The 14,068-nt window shown below is 71.6% G+C and carries 12 protein-coding genes; 7 read left to right on the top strand and 5 right to left on the bottom strand.

Annotated features, from left to right (window positions below; all coding sequences use genetic code 11):
* The 3 genes from VF697_RS00990 to VF697_RS00980 all read left to right on the top strand — a co-directional run.
* The coding region (locus tag VF697_RS00990) for a hypothetical protein (RefSeq protein ID WP_331091325.1) at positions 1–749 on the top strand (749 nt) is incomplete at its 5' end.
* Between the two features lie 438 nt (positions 750–1,187).
* Positions 1,188–3,464: a S41 family peptidase gene (locus VF697_RS00985; protein WP_331091323.1), complete on the top strand. Its 2,277-nt coding sequence runs from the start codon at positions 1,188–1,190 to the stop codon at positions 3,462–3,464.
* A gap of 33 nt (positions 3,465–3,497) precedes the next feature.
* Entirely contained in the window at positions 3,498–3,860 is a 363-nt protein-coding gene (locus VF697_RS00980) for a cupin domain-containing protein (protein ID WP_331091321.1), read from the top strand.
* 20 nt (positions 3,861–3,880) lie between these two features.
* On the opposite strand, the gene VF697_RS00975 is transcribed toward VF697_RS00980, so the two are convergent.
* Both VF697_RS00975 and VF697_RS00970 read right to left on the bottom strand, forming a co-directional pair.
* Positions 3,881–5,299 (bottom strand): protein-disulfide reductase DsbD family protein, encoded by a 1,419-nt coding sequence (locus VF697_RS00975; protein WP_331091319.1) that lies wholly within the window; start codon positions 5,297–5,299, stop codon positions 3,881–3,883.
* 164 nt (positions 5,300–5,463) lie between these two features.
* On the bottom strand, positions 5,464–6,705 hold the full coding sequence (locus VF697_RS00970) for an MFS transporter (RefSeq protein ID WP_331091317.1): 1,242 nt from the start codon (positions 6,703–6,705) through the stop codon (positions 5,464–5,466).
* A 161-nt stretch (positions 6,706–6,866) separates the two neighbouring features.
* Here VF697_RS00970 and VF697_RS00965 point away from each other — a divergent pair, with 161 nt between their 5' ends.
* Positions 6,867–8,930: a carbon starvation CstA family protein gene (locus VF697_RS00965; RefSeq protein ID WP_331091315.1), complete on the top strand. Its 2,064-nt coding sequence runs from the start codon at positions 6,867–6,869 to the stop codon at positions 8,928–8,930.
* A gap of 1 nt (position 8,931) precedes the next feature.
* On the top strand, positions 8,932–9,135 hold the full coding sequence (locus tag VF697_RS00960; protein ID WP_331091313.1) for a YbdD/YjiX family protein: 204 nt from the start codon (positions 8,932–8,934) through the stop codon (positions 9,133–9,135).
* Between the two features lie 12 nt (positions 9,136–9,147).
* Here the strand turns inward: VF697_RS00960 and VF697_RS00955 are convergent, their stop codons facing one another.
* Positions 9,148–10,215: a hypothetical protein gene (locus VF697_RS00955; RefSeq protein WP_331091312.1), complete on the bottom strand. Its 1,068-nt coding sequence runs from the start codon at positions 10,213–10,215 to the stop codon at positions 9,148–9,150.
* On the bottom strand, positions 10,212–11,198 hold the full coding sequence (locus VF697_RS00950) for a VanW family protein (protein ID WP_331091310.1): 987 nt from the start codon (positions 11,196–11,198) through the stop codon (positions 10,212–10,214). The genes VF697_RS00955 and VF697_RS00950 overlap by 4 nt, the downstream gene beginning before the upstream one ends.
* Positions 11,199–11,262: 64 nt before the next feature.
* On the opposite strand from VF697_RS00950, the gene VF697_RS00945 reads away from it, so the two are divergent.
* On the top strand, positions 11,263–11,562 hold the full coding sequence (locus VF697_RS00945; RefSeq protein WP_331091308.1) for a mersacidin/lichenicidin family type 2 lantibiotic: 300 nt from the start codon (positions 11,263–11,265) through the stop codon (positions 11,560–11,562).
* A gap of 103 nt (positions 11,563–11,665) precedes the next feature.
* Entirely contained in the window at positions 11,666–12,733 is a 1,068-nt protein-coding gene (locus tag VF697_RS00940; protein ID WP_331091306.1) for a hypothetical protein, read from the top strand.
* Here VF697_RS00940 and VF697_RS00935 read toward each other — a convergent pair.
* Positions 12,635–14,047 (bottom strand): HTTM domain-containing protein, encoded by a 1,413-nt coding sequence (locus VF697_RS00935; RefSeq protein WP_331091304.1) that lies wholly within the window; start codon positions 14,045–14,047, stop codon positions 12,635–12,637. The genes VF697_RS00940 and VF697_RS00935 overlap by 99 nt on opposite strands.
* Positions 14,048–14,068: the final 21 nt, after the last annotated feature.

Genomic DNA, 14,068 nt, shown 5'->3' with positions numbered 1-14,068 from the left:
CCGCTCCCCACCGGGCGCCCTACGCGTACGGCCCCCGGGTACCGTCCAGCTCCGAGGCCAACCTGATCGACGCCTCGACGGCGGACGTCACCGCGCGCGTGCTGCTCGCGCTCCAGGCCGTGGAGGCCACGAACCTGCTGGAGGCGGGGATGGGCGCCCAGGCCCGCGACGCCGCGAAGCGGGGCGCGGAGTTCCTCCGGCGCGCGCAGACCCGGACAGGCTGCTGGTGGGGCCGCTGGCGCACCGGCTACCTGTCCGCGTTGCCCTTCATCACCCCGGCCCTCCGGACGGCCGGCGAGCCCGCGGGCTCGGCCTGCTTCACGGCCGTGCGCGACTTCCTCTTCACCCACCAGAACCCGGATGGAGGCTGGGGCGAGGGAACCGAGGCCGACCGTGATGCCTCGAAGGCCGGCCGCGGCGCGAGCACGCCCCTCCAGACAGCGAGCGCCCTCATCGCCCTCGTCGCGACGACTCCGGGCAACGACCTCGGCGACAGCGTTCCCCTCCAGCGGGGAATCGACTACCTCGCCCGCGGCCAGCGCGCCGGCACCTGGAGCAACGGCCGGGCCCTCTACACCGCGGCGTTCCAGACCGACTACTACGACTCGGCCATGGGGACGCACACGCTGGTGACCCGGGCGCTCGCCTACCTCTCGCTCGCGAGGGCCCTCGGCGTCGACGCGGCCACCCGGCGGATGGTGTGCGGGGAGGGACTCGGCGAGCCGCTGACGCGCGGGCTGACGGCCTGAGAGACGAGGACGCGAAAAAGAACGAGGCCCGCTCCCTGGAGCCCCCCGGCGCCAAGAAGCGGGCCAACGTAGCCTCGCGGGCCCCCCCGGACCTCGCGAGAACAGGAGGCGCCTTCCCCCCTTTGACAGCAAGGCGCCTCCCAGGGAGACCCGTTCGCCGTGCAAGTCCCCTCGCCCGACGAACCGTTCCCGATTTCTGAAAGCACCTTCTCATGGCCCCGCCGCCAGCGCTGTGAGCCGGCTCACTCGGGCGGTGTGAAGTGGCTCACACCCCCGCCGGCCCCAGGAGGTCGGCCTGGGCGCCACCTACACCCAGGGTGCTGGTACGATTCAGCCAGGGTGGCACGCGCACCCGGCGCCACACTCCCCCCTCGGCGGACAGCAGGGGGTGCGATACCGTTCCGTCCCCCGGACGCTCTTCTTCCCCCAGGAAGGCACATGCCGCTGCGTAACCTTCTCACGAGCCTCGCCCTGGCCCTTGGCCTCGTCGCCGCGACCGCCTCGGCGGCGCAGACCCCCGCCGCGACCCTCCCCTCCCGGGAGGAGCGACTGGCCCACCTGGGCCGGCTCTGGGGCCAGGTGCGCTACCGCCACCCGTACCTCGCCTACAAGAACATCGACTGGGACGCCGCGCTCGTCGCCGCCCTCCCCAAGGTGGAGGCCGCCAGGGACCGCGCCGCCTACGCCGAGGCCGTGCAGGGCATGCTGGACGTGCTCCGCGACTCCGCCACCCACCTCGAGCGTGCCGAGGAGCAGAAGGAGGGCGGGGGGAAGACTCCGCCCAACCCCGTCCGGGAGCTGCGCAGCTGGGAGAACAAGGACGTGCTCGTGCTGGACCTGCGCGCCGTCACGGACCGCGGCGTCCTCAACCGCCTGCGCACCCAGCCCGAGGAGGTGCGCCCGGACATCTCCCGCGCCAAGGCCGTCATCATCGACCTGCGCGCCCGCGGGCTGGAGCCCAACGCCGCCTGGAACATGTCCCAGGTGCTCGGCAACCTCCTGCCCTTCCTGCTCAACCAGGAGCTCCAGGTGCCCGGGGAGCGCACGGTGCTCCACTCGGGCTACCGCCCGCAGAGCCGTCCCTCCAGTGGTGGCTACACCACCTCCTTCCTCACCCTCGCGGGCGAGCAGCTCTCCCCCAAGGGGGACGGCAAGGCCCGCCCGGTCGTCTTCCTGCTGGATGACAAGTCGTACCTGGATCCCCGCGCCCTCACGATGAAGGCCGTGGGGCTGGCGCAGCTCGTCACCGAGGGGCGGCTGGACGACGGAGCGGTGGTGCAGCGGATGCGGGTGGAGCTGGGCGCCGGGCTGACGGCGGCGGTGCGCGTGAGCGAGCTGGGCCTGCCCCTGCGCGCGGACGCGGTGCTGCCCAGGCGCGCCCGCTCCGAGGGCAAGGACGAGACGCTCCAGAAGGCGCTCGACCTGGCGCGCAAGCCGGCGAAGAAGGCGAAGGCGCGCGAGCTGGACGTGCTGCCTCCGGCCCGGTGGCAGGCCGACCGCAAGTACGAGGACATGCTCTACCCGAGCCGCGAGTACCGCCTGCTCGCGCTCTTCCGGCTCTGGAACGTCATCCACCTCTTCTACCCGTACAAGCACCTGATGGACCGGGACTGGGACGAGGCGCTGACCACGTTCCTGCCGAAGTTCGAGAAGGCGAAGGACGCCGCGGAGTACGCGCTGGCGGTGGCGGAGCTGAGCACGCGCGTGCAGGACGGGCACACGGGCCTGCGTGGCCACCCCGAGCTGGAGAAGCGGGGCATCTCCGGCGTGAACGCGCCCTTCGTGCTGATGGAGGTGGACGGCCAGCCGGTGGTGATGGACGTGCGGGACGCGGAGGCGGCTCCGGGGCTCGAGCGGGGCCAGGTCGTCGAGACGCTCGACGGCAAGCCCTTCGCCGAGCGCGTCAAGGCGCTGGAGCCCTATGTGACGGCCTCGCACCCCGTCCACCTGCGCCACCTCCTGCTGGCCAGGGCGCTGGCCGGGCCCGAGGGCTCCCAGGCGACGCTGGGCGTGCGCGAGGCCTCCGGGCAGGTGAAGCAGGTGCGCTTCACCCGGAGCCTCCAGTCGTTCCAGAAGCCCCGACAGGGCGAGAGCTGGCGCCTGCTCGCGGACAACATCGGCTACGTGGACCTGACGCGCCTGCAGACGTCCGAGGTGCCCACCGTGTTCGAGAAGCTGAAGAACACGAAGGCCCTCGTCTTCGACATGCGCGGCTATCCGAATGGGACGGCCTGGGCCATCGCCCCGTACCTCAACACGCGCAAGGCGCGCCACGCGGCGGTGTTCGAGCGGAACCTCGTCTCGGCGGACGAGACGGGCCGGTACAAGTTCTTCCAGGAGCTGCCCAGGGCCGAGGTGCCCCTGTACCTCGGCCGGACGGTGATGCTCATCGACGAGCGGGCCATCAGCCAGTCCGAGCACTCGGGCCTCTTCTTCGAGGCGGCCAACGGCACCACCTTCATCGGCAGCCCCAGCGCGGGCGCCAACGGCGACACCACGGACCTGACGCTGCCCGGCGGCATCACCCTGGTCTTCACGGGCCACGACGTGCGGCACCTGGACGGCCGCCAGCTCCAGCGGGTGGGCCTCAAGCCCCACGTCTACGTGCGGCCAACGCTCCCGGGCCTCCAGTCCGGCAAGGACGAGGTTTTGAACCGGGCGCTCGAGTTCCTCAAGGGCACAAGCGCGGCGATCGCCGGAGACTCCGTCCGGTAGAGTCCCGGCGCGACCCCTTCCCCGGAGCGAGCCATGCCGACCCTCATCCCCGCCCCCACGCGCGTCACCGCCGCGGGCAACAAGCCCAAGCTCATCGACGAGTATGTCGGGCGCGTGAATTCGAAGCACGCCGAGCTCAGCGTCGCCCACATGCGCAGCCCCGGCGGGTGGCTGGAGCCCGGACAGACACCCGAGTTCCGTGAAATCACCGTGGTCCTCAAGGGCCTGCTGCGCGTGGAGCACCAGGGCGGCCACCTGGACGTGCGCGCCGGCCAGGCCGTGCTCACCGAGCCCGGCGAGTGGGTGCGCTACAGCACCCCCGAGGCCGAGGGCGCCGAGTACATCGCCATCTGCCTCCCCGCCTTCTCGCCCGACACCGTCCACCGCGACGCGTAAGCCGCCGCGGGGGCACGGCGCTAGTCGACCTTCTTCATCTCGACGACGAAGGAGCGCGGCTCGAGAAAGCCCGTCACCCTCGGGGCGCGGAGGACCTCGCCGTTGGAGCGGACGAAGGCCACCGTGGGCAGGCCCTCCACCCCGAAGCGCTCCATCAGCGCGTCCAGCGCATCGTCGCTCTGGGTGGCGTCCACCTTCACGTTGATGAAGCGCCCCGACTCCTCGATGACCTCGAGCGCCGGGTAGGTCTCGCGGTCCAGCTCCTTGCAGGCCGCGCACCACTCCGCGAAGAAGTCGATCATCACCGGCCGGCCCTCGCTCCGGGCGCGGGCCAGCACCTGCTCGAAGGACTCGGGCGAGAAGCCATTGCCCTTGGCCGGCAACACCGCTTGCCACGCGAAAGCGGGTGCCTTCGGCTGCTCCGCCAGGCCGAGCGACACCCACAGCATGCCCACCGTCTTCACGTCCATGGCGCCGCCCCGCAGCACCAGCGCCACCACCACCAGCGCCACGCCAAAGCCCTTGAGGGTGAAGTCCCGCGCGCCCTCCTTGAAGGACAGGTGGATGGCACCCAGCAACACGCCCCCCGTCGCCAGCACCGCGGCGATCGCCGTGCCCGGCGTGCGGCCCAGCTGCTCGGCCGCGCCCCTCACCACCCCCCCCACCGCGGGGAAGCCGTCCTTGAGGTACGAGATGGCCAGCGCCACCAGCACGATGCCCAGCACGCTCTTCACCCACTCCATCCACACCCCGCCCCGAGGCAGGCGCACGGTGAAGACGCCAATGAGGAAGAAGGGCACGCCGATGCCCAGCGCGTAGATGAAGAGCAGCGCCGCCCCCAGCACCGTGCTCTGCGACCTGGCCACGAAGGCCAGCAGGCCCGTCAGCACCGGCCCGGTGCACGGCGCCGCGAGGAAGCCGGACACACTGCCCATGAGGAAGGCGCCCGTGAGGCCCGAGCCGCCCACCGAGTTGAGCCGCTGCTGCAGCCCCTGGGGCAGCGCCAGGTCGAAGGCGCCGAACATGGACGTGGCCAACAGCAGCAGGAAGACCGCCAGCCCCACCACCACCACCGGACTGCCGAGCATCGAGCCGAAGGCCTGCCCCGTCTTCGCCGCCAGCACGCCCAGCGCGCTGAACACCACGCCCATGCCGATAATGTACGCGGACGTCAGCACGAGCGCCTGGCCCCGGCCCTCGGCCTTGCGCGCCCCGAAGACGGACACGGTGATGGGGATGAGCGGGTAGACGCAGGGCGTCATCGCGGTGAGCAGGCCCCCGGCGAACACCACCGCCGCGCCCAGGGCGAAGCTGCCGGACTTGAGGAAGCGCGCCGCGTCCAGCCCCGTGCTGGGACCCGTGGGGAGGAGCCAGGGCACGACCGCCACGGCCAGCCCGAGTACCGCCGCAATGATGCCCACCTTCTTCTTCGCTTCCATGTCACTCCTCTTGCCCACCGCGCCCCCTTTATACGCGCCAGGGCCCGCGGGTTACACCCGAGGTTGCACCGGGCCGCGAGGGATTAACGCGGCCCGAACCGGCCTGCCAGCCCCCGTGCTCCCCACTCCCCGGCGAGCGGGCAGGCGCACCGGGGACGACTCCCTCACACCTGGGGGGAGACGGACGGCGGCCCCGGCCCCCGCTGGCGCAGGGGCAGCAGGAGCGCCAGGAAGGCCACCGAGAGCACCGTGGCGAGCAGGAAGACGTTCGCGTAGCTCCAACCCGCTTGGGTGGCCAGCAGGCCGGCGATGGGCCCGCCCGGAAACTTGCCCAGCACCTCCACGCTCGCCAGCAGCGTGTAGTGCGTGGCGCCGATGCGCCGGTCCACCCGCGACATCATGAAGGCGAAGAGCGTCGTGGTGAGCACGCCCCCGAAGAAGTGCTCCCCCACGGTGACGGCGATGACACCCGCCTCCGTGGGCCCGTGGAGCGCCAGCCACCACTCGCCGCCGAGCGGGAAGACGCGCAGGAAGGAGGCCAGGGCGAGCGCCCCCAGCAGCGGCATCCGGCTGGCGAGCAATCCCCCCGCTGCGGAGCCGAGCAACGAGGCCACCGTGCCCCACGTCCCCACCCACTGGCCAATCTGCCCGGCGGTGAAGCCCACGTCGACGAGGAAGAGCTTGAAGAGCACGTCCGCCATCGACTCGCCCAGCTTGTAGGTGCCGATGAAGAGCAACATCCACCCCGTGCCGGGCAGCCGCGCCGTCGCGAGGAGCCGGTCCCGCAGCTCGTGCCAGGAGAGCCGCTCCTCCCCTCCCCCTTCCACCGTCCGCCGGGGCTCGCGCGCCAGGGCCACCACCGCCAGCACCCCCAGCGACAGGAGCGACATCGCCAGGAAGAGCCCTCGCCAGCCAATGACGTCGCTCGCCCAGACGAGCAGCCCTCCTCCGGTGAGCAGCCCCAGCTTGTAGCCCACCACCTGGGCCGAGTTGCCCCAGCCCAGCTCCCGAGGCTCCAGCAGGTCCACCGCCAGCCCATCCACCGCGATGTCCTGCGTGGCCGCGAAGAGGTTCATCAGGAAGACGAGCCCGAGCAGCACCGGCAGGGCCTCCGGCACCGGCACGAAGGCCGCCGCCGCGCAGGTGGCCGCCAGCCCCGCCTGCATGGGCACTATCCAGGACTTGCGCCGGCCGAGGCGCTCCGAGCCATGTCGGTCCACCAGCGGGGCCCACAGCGCCTTGAGCATCCACGGAGCCGCCAGCAGCCCGAGCACGCTGATGGCCATCAGCGACACCCCCTGCGTGCGCAAGTACACGGGCAACGCGGTGGTCTGGAAGCCGTACGGCAGCCCCTGCACGAAGTACAGCGCGCTCAGCAGCCCCAGCTTCCGGGGGGAGATCCTCACCGTCTTCACATCCGGGACCCTAGCGGAGAACCGCCCCGCGCGCTCGTGGGGCCGCTCCCCGTTCACAACCGACCCCGAGACACGCTGGGGGCGATTTCGAGCATTGACCCGGCTGAGCGCCGGGGAGAACCTCCCCGCGCTGAGTCCGAGTGGAGGGGTTCATGAGTCGTATCGCAACCAAGCTGGGATGGGCACTGGTCGTCGTCCTCGGCGCGTTCTGCCTGGGCACCGTGGCGCTGCACCGGGGCGAGACGATCAACGCCACCTGGCTGGTGGTCGCCTCCGTCTGCGTCTTCCTGGTGGGCTACCGCTTCTACAGCCGGTTCATCGCCGACAAGGCGCTGGAGCTCGACCCGACCCGTGCCACGCCGGCGCAGCGTCGCAACGACGGCCTGGACTACGTGCCCACCGACAAGTGGGTGCTGTTCGGCCACCACTTCGCCGCCATCGCCGGTGCCGGTCCGCTCGTCGGCCCCGTCCTCGCCGCGCAGATGGGCTACCTGCCGGGCACCCTGTGGATCCTCTCCGGCGTGGTGCTCGCCGGCGCGGTGCAGGACTTCGTCATCCTGTTCCTCTCCGTGCGCCGTGAAGGCAAGTCGCTGGGTGACATGGTGCGCATGGAGTTGGGTCCAGCCGCTGGCGTGGTGGCGATGATCGGCGTGCTGATGATCATGATGATCATCCTCGCGGTGCTGGCCCTGGTCGTGGTCAAGGCGCTGGCCGAGAGCCCCTGGGGCACCTTCACCGTCGCCATGACCATTCCCATCGCCCTGCTGATGGGCGTGTACCTGCGCTACGTCCGCCCCGGCCGCGTGCTGGAGGTGTCGGTCCTCGGCTTCGTGCTGCTGATGCTGTCCATCTGGCTGGGCGGCCGGGTCGCCGACGCCCCGACGCTCGCCCCGCTGTTCACCTACGATGCCAGGCCGCTGGCCTGGATGCTCATCGCCTACGGCTTCTGCGCCTCGGTCGCGCCGGTGTGGCTGCTGCTGGCACCGCGCGACTACCTGTCCACCTTCCTGAAGATTGGCACCATCCTGGTGCTGGCGGTGGGCATCGTCCTGGCCGCGCCGGAGCTGAAGATGCCGGCGGTGACCCGGTTCGTCGATGGCACGGGTCCGGTGTTCGCCGGCAACCTGTTCCCCTTCCTCTTCATCACCATCGCCTGCGGCGCGGTGTCGGGCTGGCACTCGCTCATCTCCTCGGGCACCACTCCGAAGATGCTGGCCAACGAGCGCGAGGCGCGCATGGTGGGCTATGGCGCGATGCTCATGGAGGCCTTCGTCGCCATCATGGCGCTGATCGCCGCCACCGTGTTGCAGCCGGGCGTCTACTTCGCCATGAACTCCCCGCCCGGAGTCATTGGCACCACCGTGGAGCAGGCGGCGCAGACGATCAGCCAGTGGGGCTTCGTCATCACCCCCGACATGCTCAGCCAGACCGCTCGGGAGATTGGCGAGTCATCCATCCTCTCGCGCGCGGGCGGCGCACCGACCCTGGCCGTGGGCATGGCGCAGATCCTCCACGGGCTCATTGGCGGCGAGGGCATGATGGCCTTCTGGTACCACTACGCCATCCTGTTCGAGGCACTCTTCATCCTCACCACGGTGGACGCGGGTACGCGCGTGGGCCGCTTCATGATTCAAGAGCTGGCCGGCCTCGTCTACGCCCCCCTGAAGCAGACCGAGTCCTGGACCGCCAACCTGATCGCGACGGCGATCTGCGTGTCGGGCTGGGGCTACTTCCTCTACCAGGGCGTGGTGGACCCGCTGGGCGGCATCAACACCCTGTGGCCGCTGTTCGGCATCGCCAACCAGATGCTGGCCGCCATCGCGCTGACGCTCGCCTGCGTGTGCCTCGTGAAGATGAAGCGCGAGCGCTACCTGTGGATTCCAGCGCTCCCCACCGTATGGCTGGTGCTCTGCACCCTGACCGCGGGCTGGCAGAAGGTCTTCAGCAGCAACACCAAGGTCAGCTTCCTCGCCCACGCGCGTGCCTTCGCGGAGGCGGAGGCGAGCGGCAAGGTGCTCGCACCGGCGAAGTCCCTGGAGGACATGCAGCGGGTCATCACCAACGACTATGTGGACGCCACCCTCACCGTCCTCTTCATGCTGGTCGTCGTGACGACGCTCGGGTTCGGCATCCGCGCCGCGCTGGCGGCTCGCCGCTCGGCCGTCCCCACCGCGCGAGAGACGCCTCACGTCCCCCTGGCGACGACGGGCCAATGACATGCGCGCCTCGCTGGACACCCTGAAGCCCCTCTGGCGCCGAGCGGTGCAGACCGCCCGGCTGCTCATCGGCGTGCCCGACTACGACACCTACGTCCAGCACATGCGCCTGCACCACCCACAACGGCCCGTGATGAGCTACGAGGAGTTCTTCAACGAGCGCATGCAGGCGCGCTATCGCGGGGGCGGCGGACGCTGCTGCTGAGCGGCGTCGCCCTCACGGTGCGTCCAGGGCCCCCCACCCGGCGACCAGGGCGGACACGTCGCCGCGCGGCACCCTCTGGCACGGCAGGAAGCCCGAGGCCCGGTCCGTGGCGATGACCGGGAAGCCCCGTGCGACCGCGTGCGCCAGCTCCACCGGGTAGCTCTCGCACCACGAGAGGCCCAGCACGACGTCCACCCCTTGGAGGCTCCGCTGCGCCTCCGCCGACACCCGCTTCACCCGGGGGTGGCTCAGGTGCCTCGCGTCCGTGCCTTCGGTGGGCCGTACCCACAAGCTCCACCCGGGCCGCGCGTCCAGCGCCGCCAGCGCCTCCCGGAGTCCACCGCGGGCCAACGCGGGCCCGGCGAGCAGCGCCACCCGGTGGGCAGGCGTCTCGGACTTTCGCGGTGGAGAGGGCACCTGCCGGGGGACACCCTCCCGGGCGGGGTGCAATTCGCGGAGCCGCTCCGGTGCGCACCCGGCCGCCAGCAGCCGCTCGCGGAGGAACTCGCCGCGCACCCAGATTTCGTCCGCCAGCAGCCGCTCCGCCTCCTGCCGCGCCACGTCCTCCGCGCAGGCGCGGTGGTTGCGCAGGAAGGACTCCTCGGGGTGGCGCAGCGCCGCGTCATCCAGGTCCTCGTGCAGCGTCCGCAGCGAGGGCACATCCTCCACCAGCACGCAGCGCGCACCCCGGCGGCGGGCCAGCGCGAACACCTCGCGCGCGCACAGGGAGGGCGCGAGCACCGTCTCCACTCCCGCCGGGAGCAGGGGTGCGCCCAGGTGCGCCAGCGTCCGCCGGAGCGCGAAGCGGGCCCGGAAGCCCGACGCCGCCGAGCGCCCTGCCCACCGCATTCCCGCCTCCACCGCCTGCCAGCCCGGGAGCCCCCAGACGTGGAAGCCCTCGGGCACCGGGAGCGTGCGCCGGCTCCAGGCCCCACGCACCCGCGAGGGCACGGCCCCCCACCGCTCGGGCAGTACGGGCAGGGTCCAGGGAGCCAGCACCTCCGCCCGCCCTCCAGGCCCGAGCAGGGAGCCGAGCTGCCGCAGCCACGGCGCGGGCTCCGGCGCGATGACGAGGTTCATGGCCGCCCCCCCTGGGCCCCGGGCACCTCGACGCGCGCATGGCACTCCGTTTCGCCACAGGTGAGGCACGTCCGCTTCCGGGCTTCGGGGTTCAGCAGCCGCCGGCGGTTCTCCGCGACGAGGCCTTCCTCCACGAGCGCCCCGGTGGAGACGTCCTCCACGCGGCGGAGGATCCGATTGGTGCGCACCGGCCCCTCCGGCGTCTCCAGCACGGCCTCGTCCTCGGACCAGAGCCGGGAGCGTGTCCGAGGCGCCGCATCCCCGTGCAGCGTCAACCGCAGCTTGCCCCCCATCACACGGGCCCCGAGCCGCACCGGCCCCTCGCGCGGCGCCACCACCAGGTCCACGTAGGGCCAGGCCACCGTGGCATCCATGCCCCACAGCGCTCCCTCCGGGGGAGGCACCGCCTCCATCGTGTGCCCGAAGCGCTCCAGGATGTGCCAGCCCTGGCGCGCCGTCAGCTCGAAGAGGGCATTGGCCAGCAGGCAGATGCCACCCCCAATGGACGGGGTAAGGCACCCGCCACTCAGGGCCAGCCCGTGCCGGTAGCCCGCGTGCTCCGTCAACCGCCCCAGCGTGCGCCAGAAGGAGAGCGGCCGGTCCGGCGTGAGGAGCAGGCCATCGAAGGCGGGGGCCGCGAGGCGCAGGTTGTGCTGCTTGCCAGCCTCCAGCAGCGGATCCGCCTCCGCATCCGCGCGTGCCATGTCCACGGTGTGCGAGGCCAGCAGCACCCCCATCTCCCGCGTGGACGCGAGGAGGGGGCGCGGCCATCGCTCGGGGGTGGCCACCCACCGCACCAACCGGTTCGCCTGGAGGGCGACTTGTTTGCTCCGCCGCCACAGCAGGGCCGGAGCGGAAAGGTCCACGAGACGGGAGGCGACGGGAGGCGTGGCCATGTGCACCCCGGATGATGCAACAGACCCGACCGGGAAGACGAGCACCGGGGGGAGACCGTCCGCCGGGGGCCTCGTCACAACCTTCACGGGGGACCTCCATCCACCTGGAGGACCCCCCATTTCCCGGGAGCCCCCGTCCAGGAGGAACGCCATGAATGCAGACACCATCATCCGTGCGTGGAAGGATCCGGAGTTCCGCGCGAGCCTCACCTCGGAGCAGCGCGCCGCGCTTCCCGAGAGCCCGTCCGGCAAGTCCATGACCGAGCTCGGCGAGGACGAGCTGGGTGACGCCGTGGGCGGAGTCATCAACCCCACCATCCGCTTCACCTTCACCCGTCCGAGCGCGGTCGACGCGTGCCCCAGCGCCCTGGGCTGCACGTTCAACACCACCATCCGCTTCACCACCACCGAGACCCTCAAGACCGTGGGCACCACGGTGGTGCGATTCTGACCGCTCCCGTCCCCAGGCCTGACGGGGCCTCCCCACGGCCCCGCCACGCCGCGCGGGCCCGCCGGGAATGTGGGCCGGGCTTGTGAAACAATGGCGGCTCCTCGTGAAGACACTCCGCCACTGCCTGCTCGCCTCGCTCCTGCTCGTCCCCACCGCCCCGAGTCTCGCGGAGGAGGAGCGTCCCGCCCGGACAGAAACTGTCGCACCGGCCCCCCCCGTGACGGAGGCCACCGTCTCGCTGCTCGAACCCGCGGGGGACGGCTGCGAGTGGGCCCAGCTCGAGCCCCTCTCCCAGGCGCGCCGGGTCATCGCGCGGCTCGCGGTGGACTGCCAGGGCGGAGGGACGGCGTTGAGCCGGGATGGCAAGCGCGGCGCGGCGCGATTCTGGCGCGGTGGCGTCAGTGCCCCCGTGGTGGGCAAGCCCACGTTCCCCGAGCGCTTCCCCCTCCCCACGTTCCGTGACCGCCTGTTCCTCGTGGATTTCACGACGGGCGGTGTCGAGGAGCTTCCCCTGCCCCACCTGGGCGAGCTCATCGAGTTCGGATTCGATGCCGGAGGCCGGCTGCTCGGGCTCTCCCTCCAGAGGGTCACCCCGGCCCAGGCACGGGCGGGCGCGGTGGAAGTCGAGGGGAGCCGCGTCCTGCTCGACCTTGGACGCCCCGGGCAACCCCTGCTGGCCCACGCCTTCGTCTACGAGGGCGGAACGTGGACGCGGCTGGACTCGAAGTCCACCAACGAGTTCTCCAGCACCCGCGTCCTGGTGCTCCGAAAGGAGCTCGGCGAGCGCGCGAGCCTTTCGCTCGATCCGCGCTTCGTGCCCCAGGAGATCGAGGACGACACGCTGCTCGACCAGTTGTACGCGCTCACCCCCGAGCAGCCCGAGGGAGAGTGGGCCGCGCTCAGGCGCGGCGGCTACACCCTGGCCCTCTGGGGTACGCCCTTCGGCGACGAGCTGCTCGCGACCGGCCTGCTCCGGCGGGTGGAGAAAGGGAAGGCCGTCCCCCTCCCCGGCCACGCCTACCGCGAGAACGACCTGGTCAGCCTCCAGGCCCGCGGGCCGCTCCTGCTCGTCTCACTCGCGGACTCCGGCGGACATCCGCGTCTGTACCGGGGCCGGAAGCTCGTCTGGAGCTCCGAGAGCGCGCGGGCCGTCACGTTCTGGCCCCGCTGAGCCCGAGGGCTCCTCCCGGGGGAGGATCCACCGCTTGGGACGAAACCCGTCCGACTCGGCGGCGAGGTTCACGCTCGGGTCGATGAGCGGGCGCGGCGGTCGCCCATTGAGCGACACCCGCACGTCCGCGCGGACCTCGACGCCAGGAATGCCCGTGCGCTCGGCGAGCACATGCGCGAAGGCGAGGATGAGATCAGGCTGCGTCATCATCCGTCCCGCCTGCTTGTCGGAGAGCAGCCCGTCCCCGCGCAGCTCCCACCGCGCGCCCGTCCTCGGGTCCGTGGCGTAGAAGCGCGCCTGGCCCTGCTTCTCCATGATCTTCAGGTGCCAGCTGAAGCGGAACCCCTCCTCGTTCCACAGCACGTCGCCCGGGTACACCCAGTGCCGCAGCGGCAGGACGAGCTGCACGAGGAAGTGCACGGCCAGCACGGGCAACACCCACCGCGCCGTCGCGAGCGGAGCCGGGCCGAGGGGACTCGCCGCGCGCCACCGCAACCAGCGCCGCGGCCAGTCGGGCTCGAAGAAGACGAGCAGCGCCAGCACCATGAGCCAGGGGAAGACGCCAATGGTCAGCAGGGAGCCCGACATCACGTGGAAGCCCACGAGCGCCGCATAGGCATACGGCCGCACCCGCCGCAGCAACAGCAACGGTGGGCAGCACAGCACCACGGCGGCCCCTCCCCAACTGCTCAGCGCCGCCAGGACGTCCAGGGGAACCAGGGCCGCGAGGGCCCGTGCTCCGGCGCTCGTCTCCAGCCACAAGCGCATGGGCTGGTTGCGCACGAGCCAGTCCGGCTGCACCTTGGCGAGCCCCGAGAACAGGTACACCACCAGCAACTGGGCCCGCAGCGTGTACAGCGTCCAGGCCGGGACGGTGTCGCGAGCGAGCTCCGGCCGCCTGCGCGCATCGAGCGACGCCACGCCGGAGAGCGGCATGAGCGCCAGCAGGCCGCACAGCAGGCACACCAGGTAGTAGTGGTTGAGGTAGTGCGTGCGGTCGAGGAGCTGCACGTAGGCGAAGAGCCCCCCGAAGAGCGCCGCGCACGTGCGCGGCCACGCGCCCACCATCAGCCCGAAGGCGAGCACCCCCAGCAGCAGGAAGAGCGCGTACATGCCCGCGGGCGGGAGTGGCCGGAGCCACGCGAAGCCGTGGAACGGGAAGTACACGCGCGGCGCGACGTAGTAGGCGCCAATCCACCCGTGGAGGAAGTAGCGGGCGATGGCCACCACGAGCACCGCGCCCAGCGCCCAGCGGAACGCGGCCAGGAAGGCCGCGTCCACCGGCTCGAGCAACCGTCGGCCCGGGAAGCTCATGCGCGCATCACCCGCTCACCC

It is taken from the genome of Archangium sp. (assembly GCF_036388035.1).
Taxonomy (GTDB): domain Bacteria; phylum Myxococcota; class Myxococcia; order Myxococcales; family Myxococcaceae; genus Archangium.
Note: the sequence above shows the minus strand (reverse complement) of the source record. Positions and strands in the feature narration are given on the sequence as shown.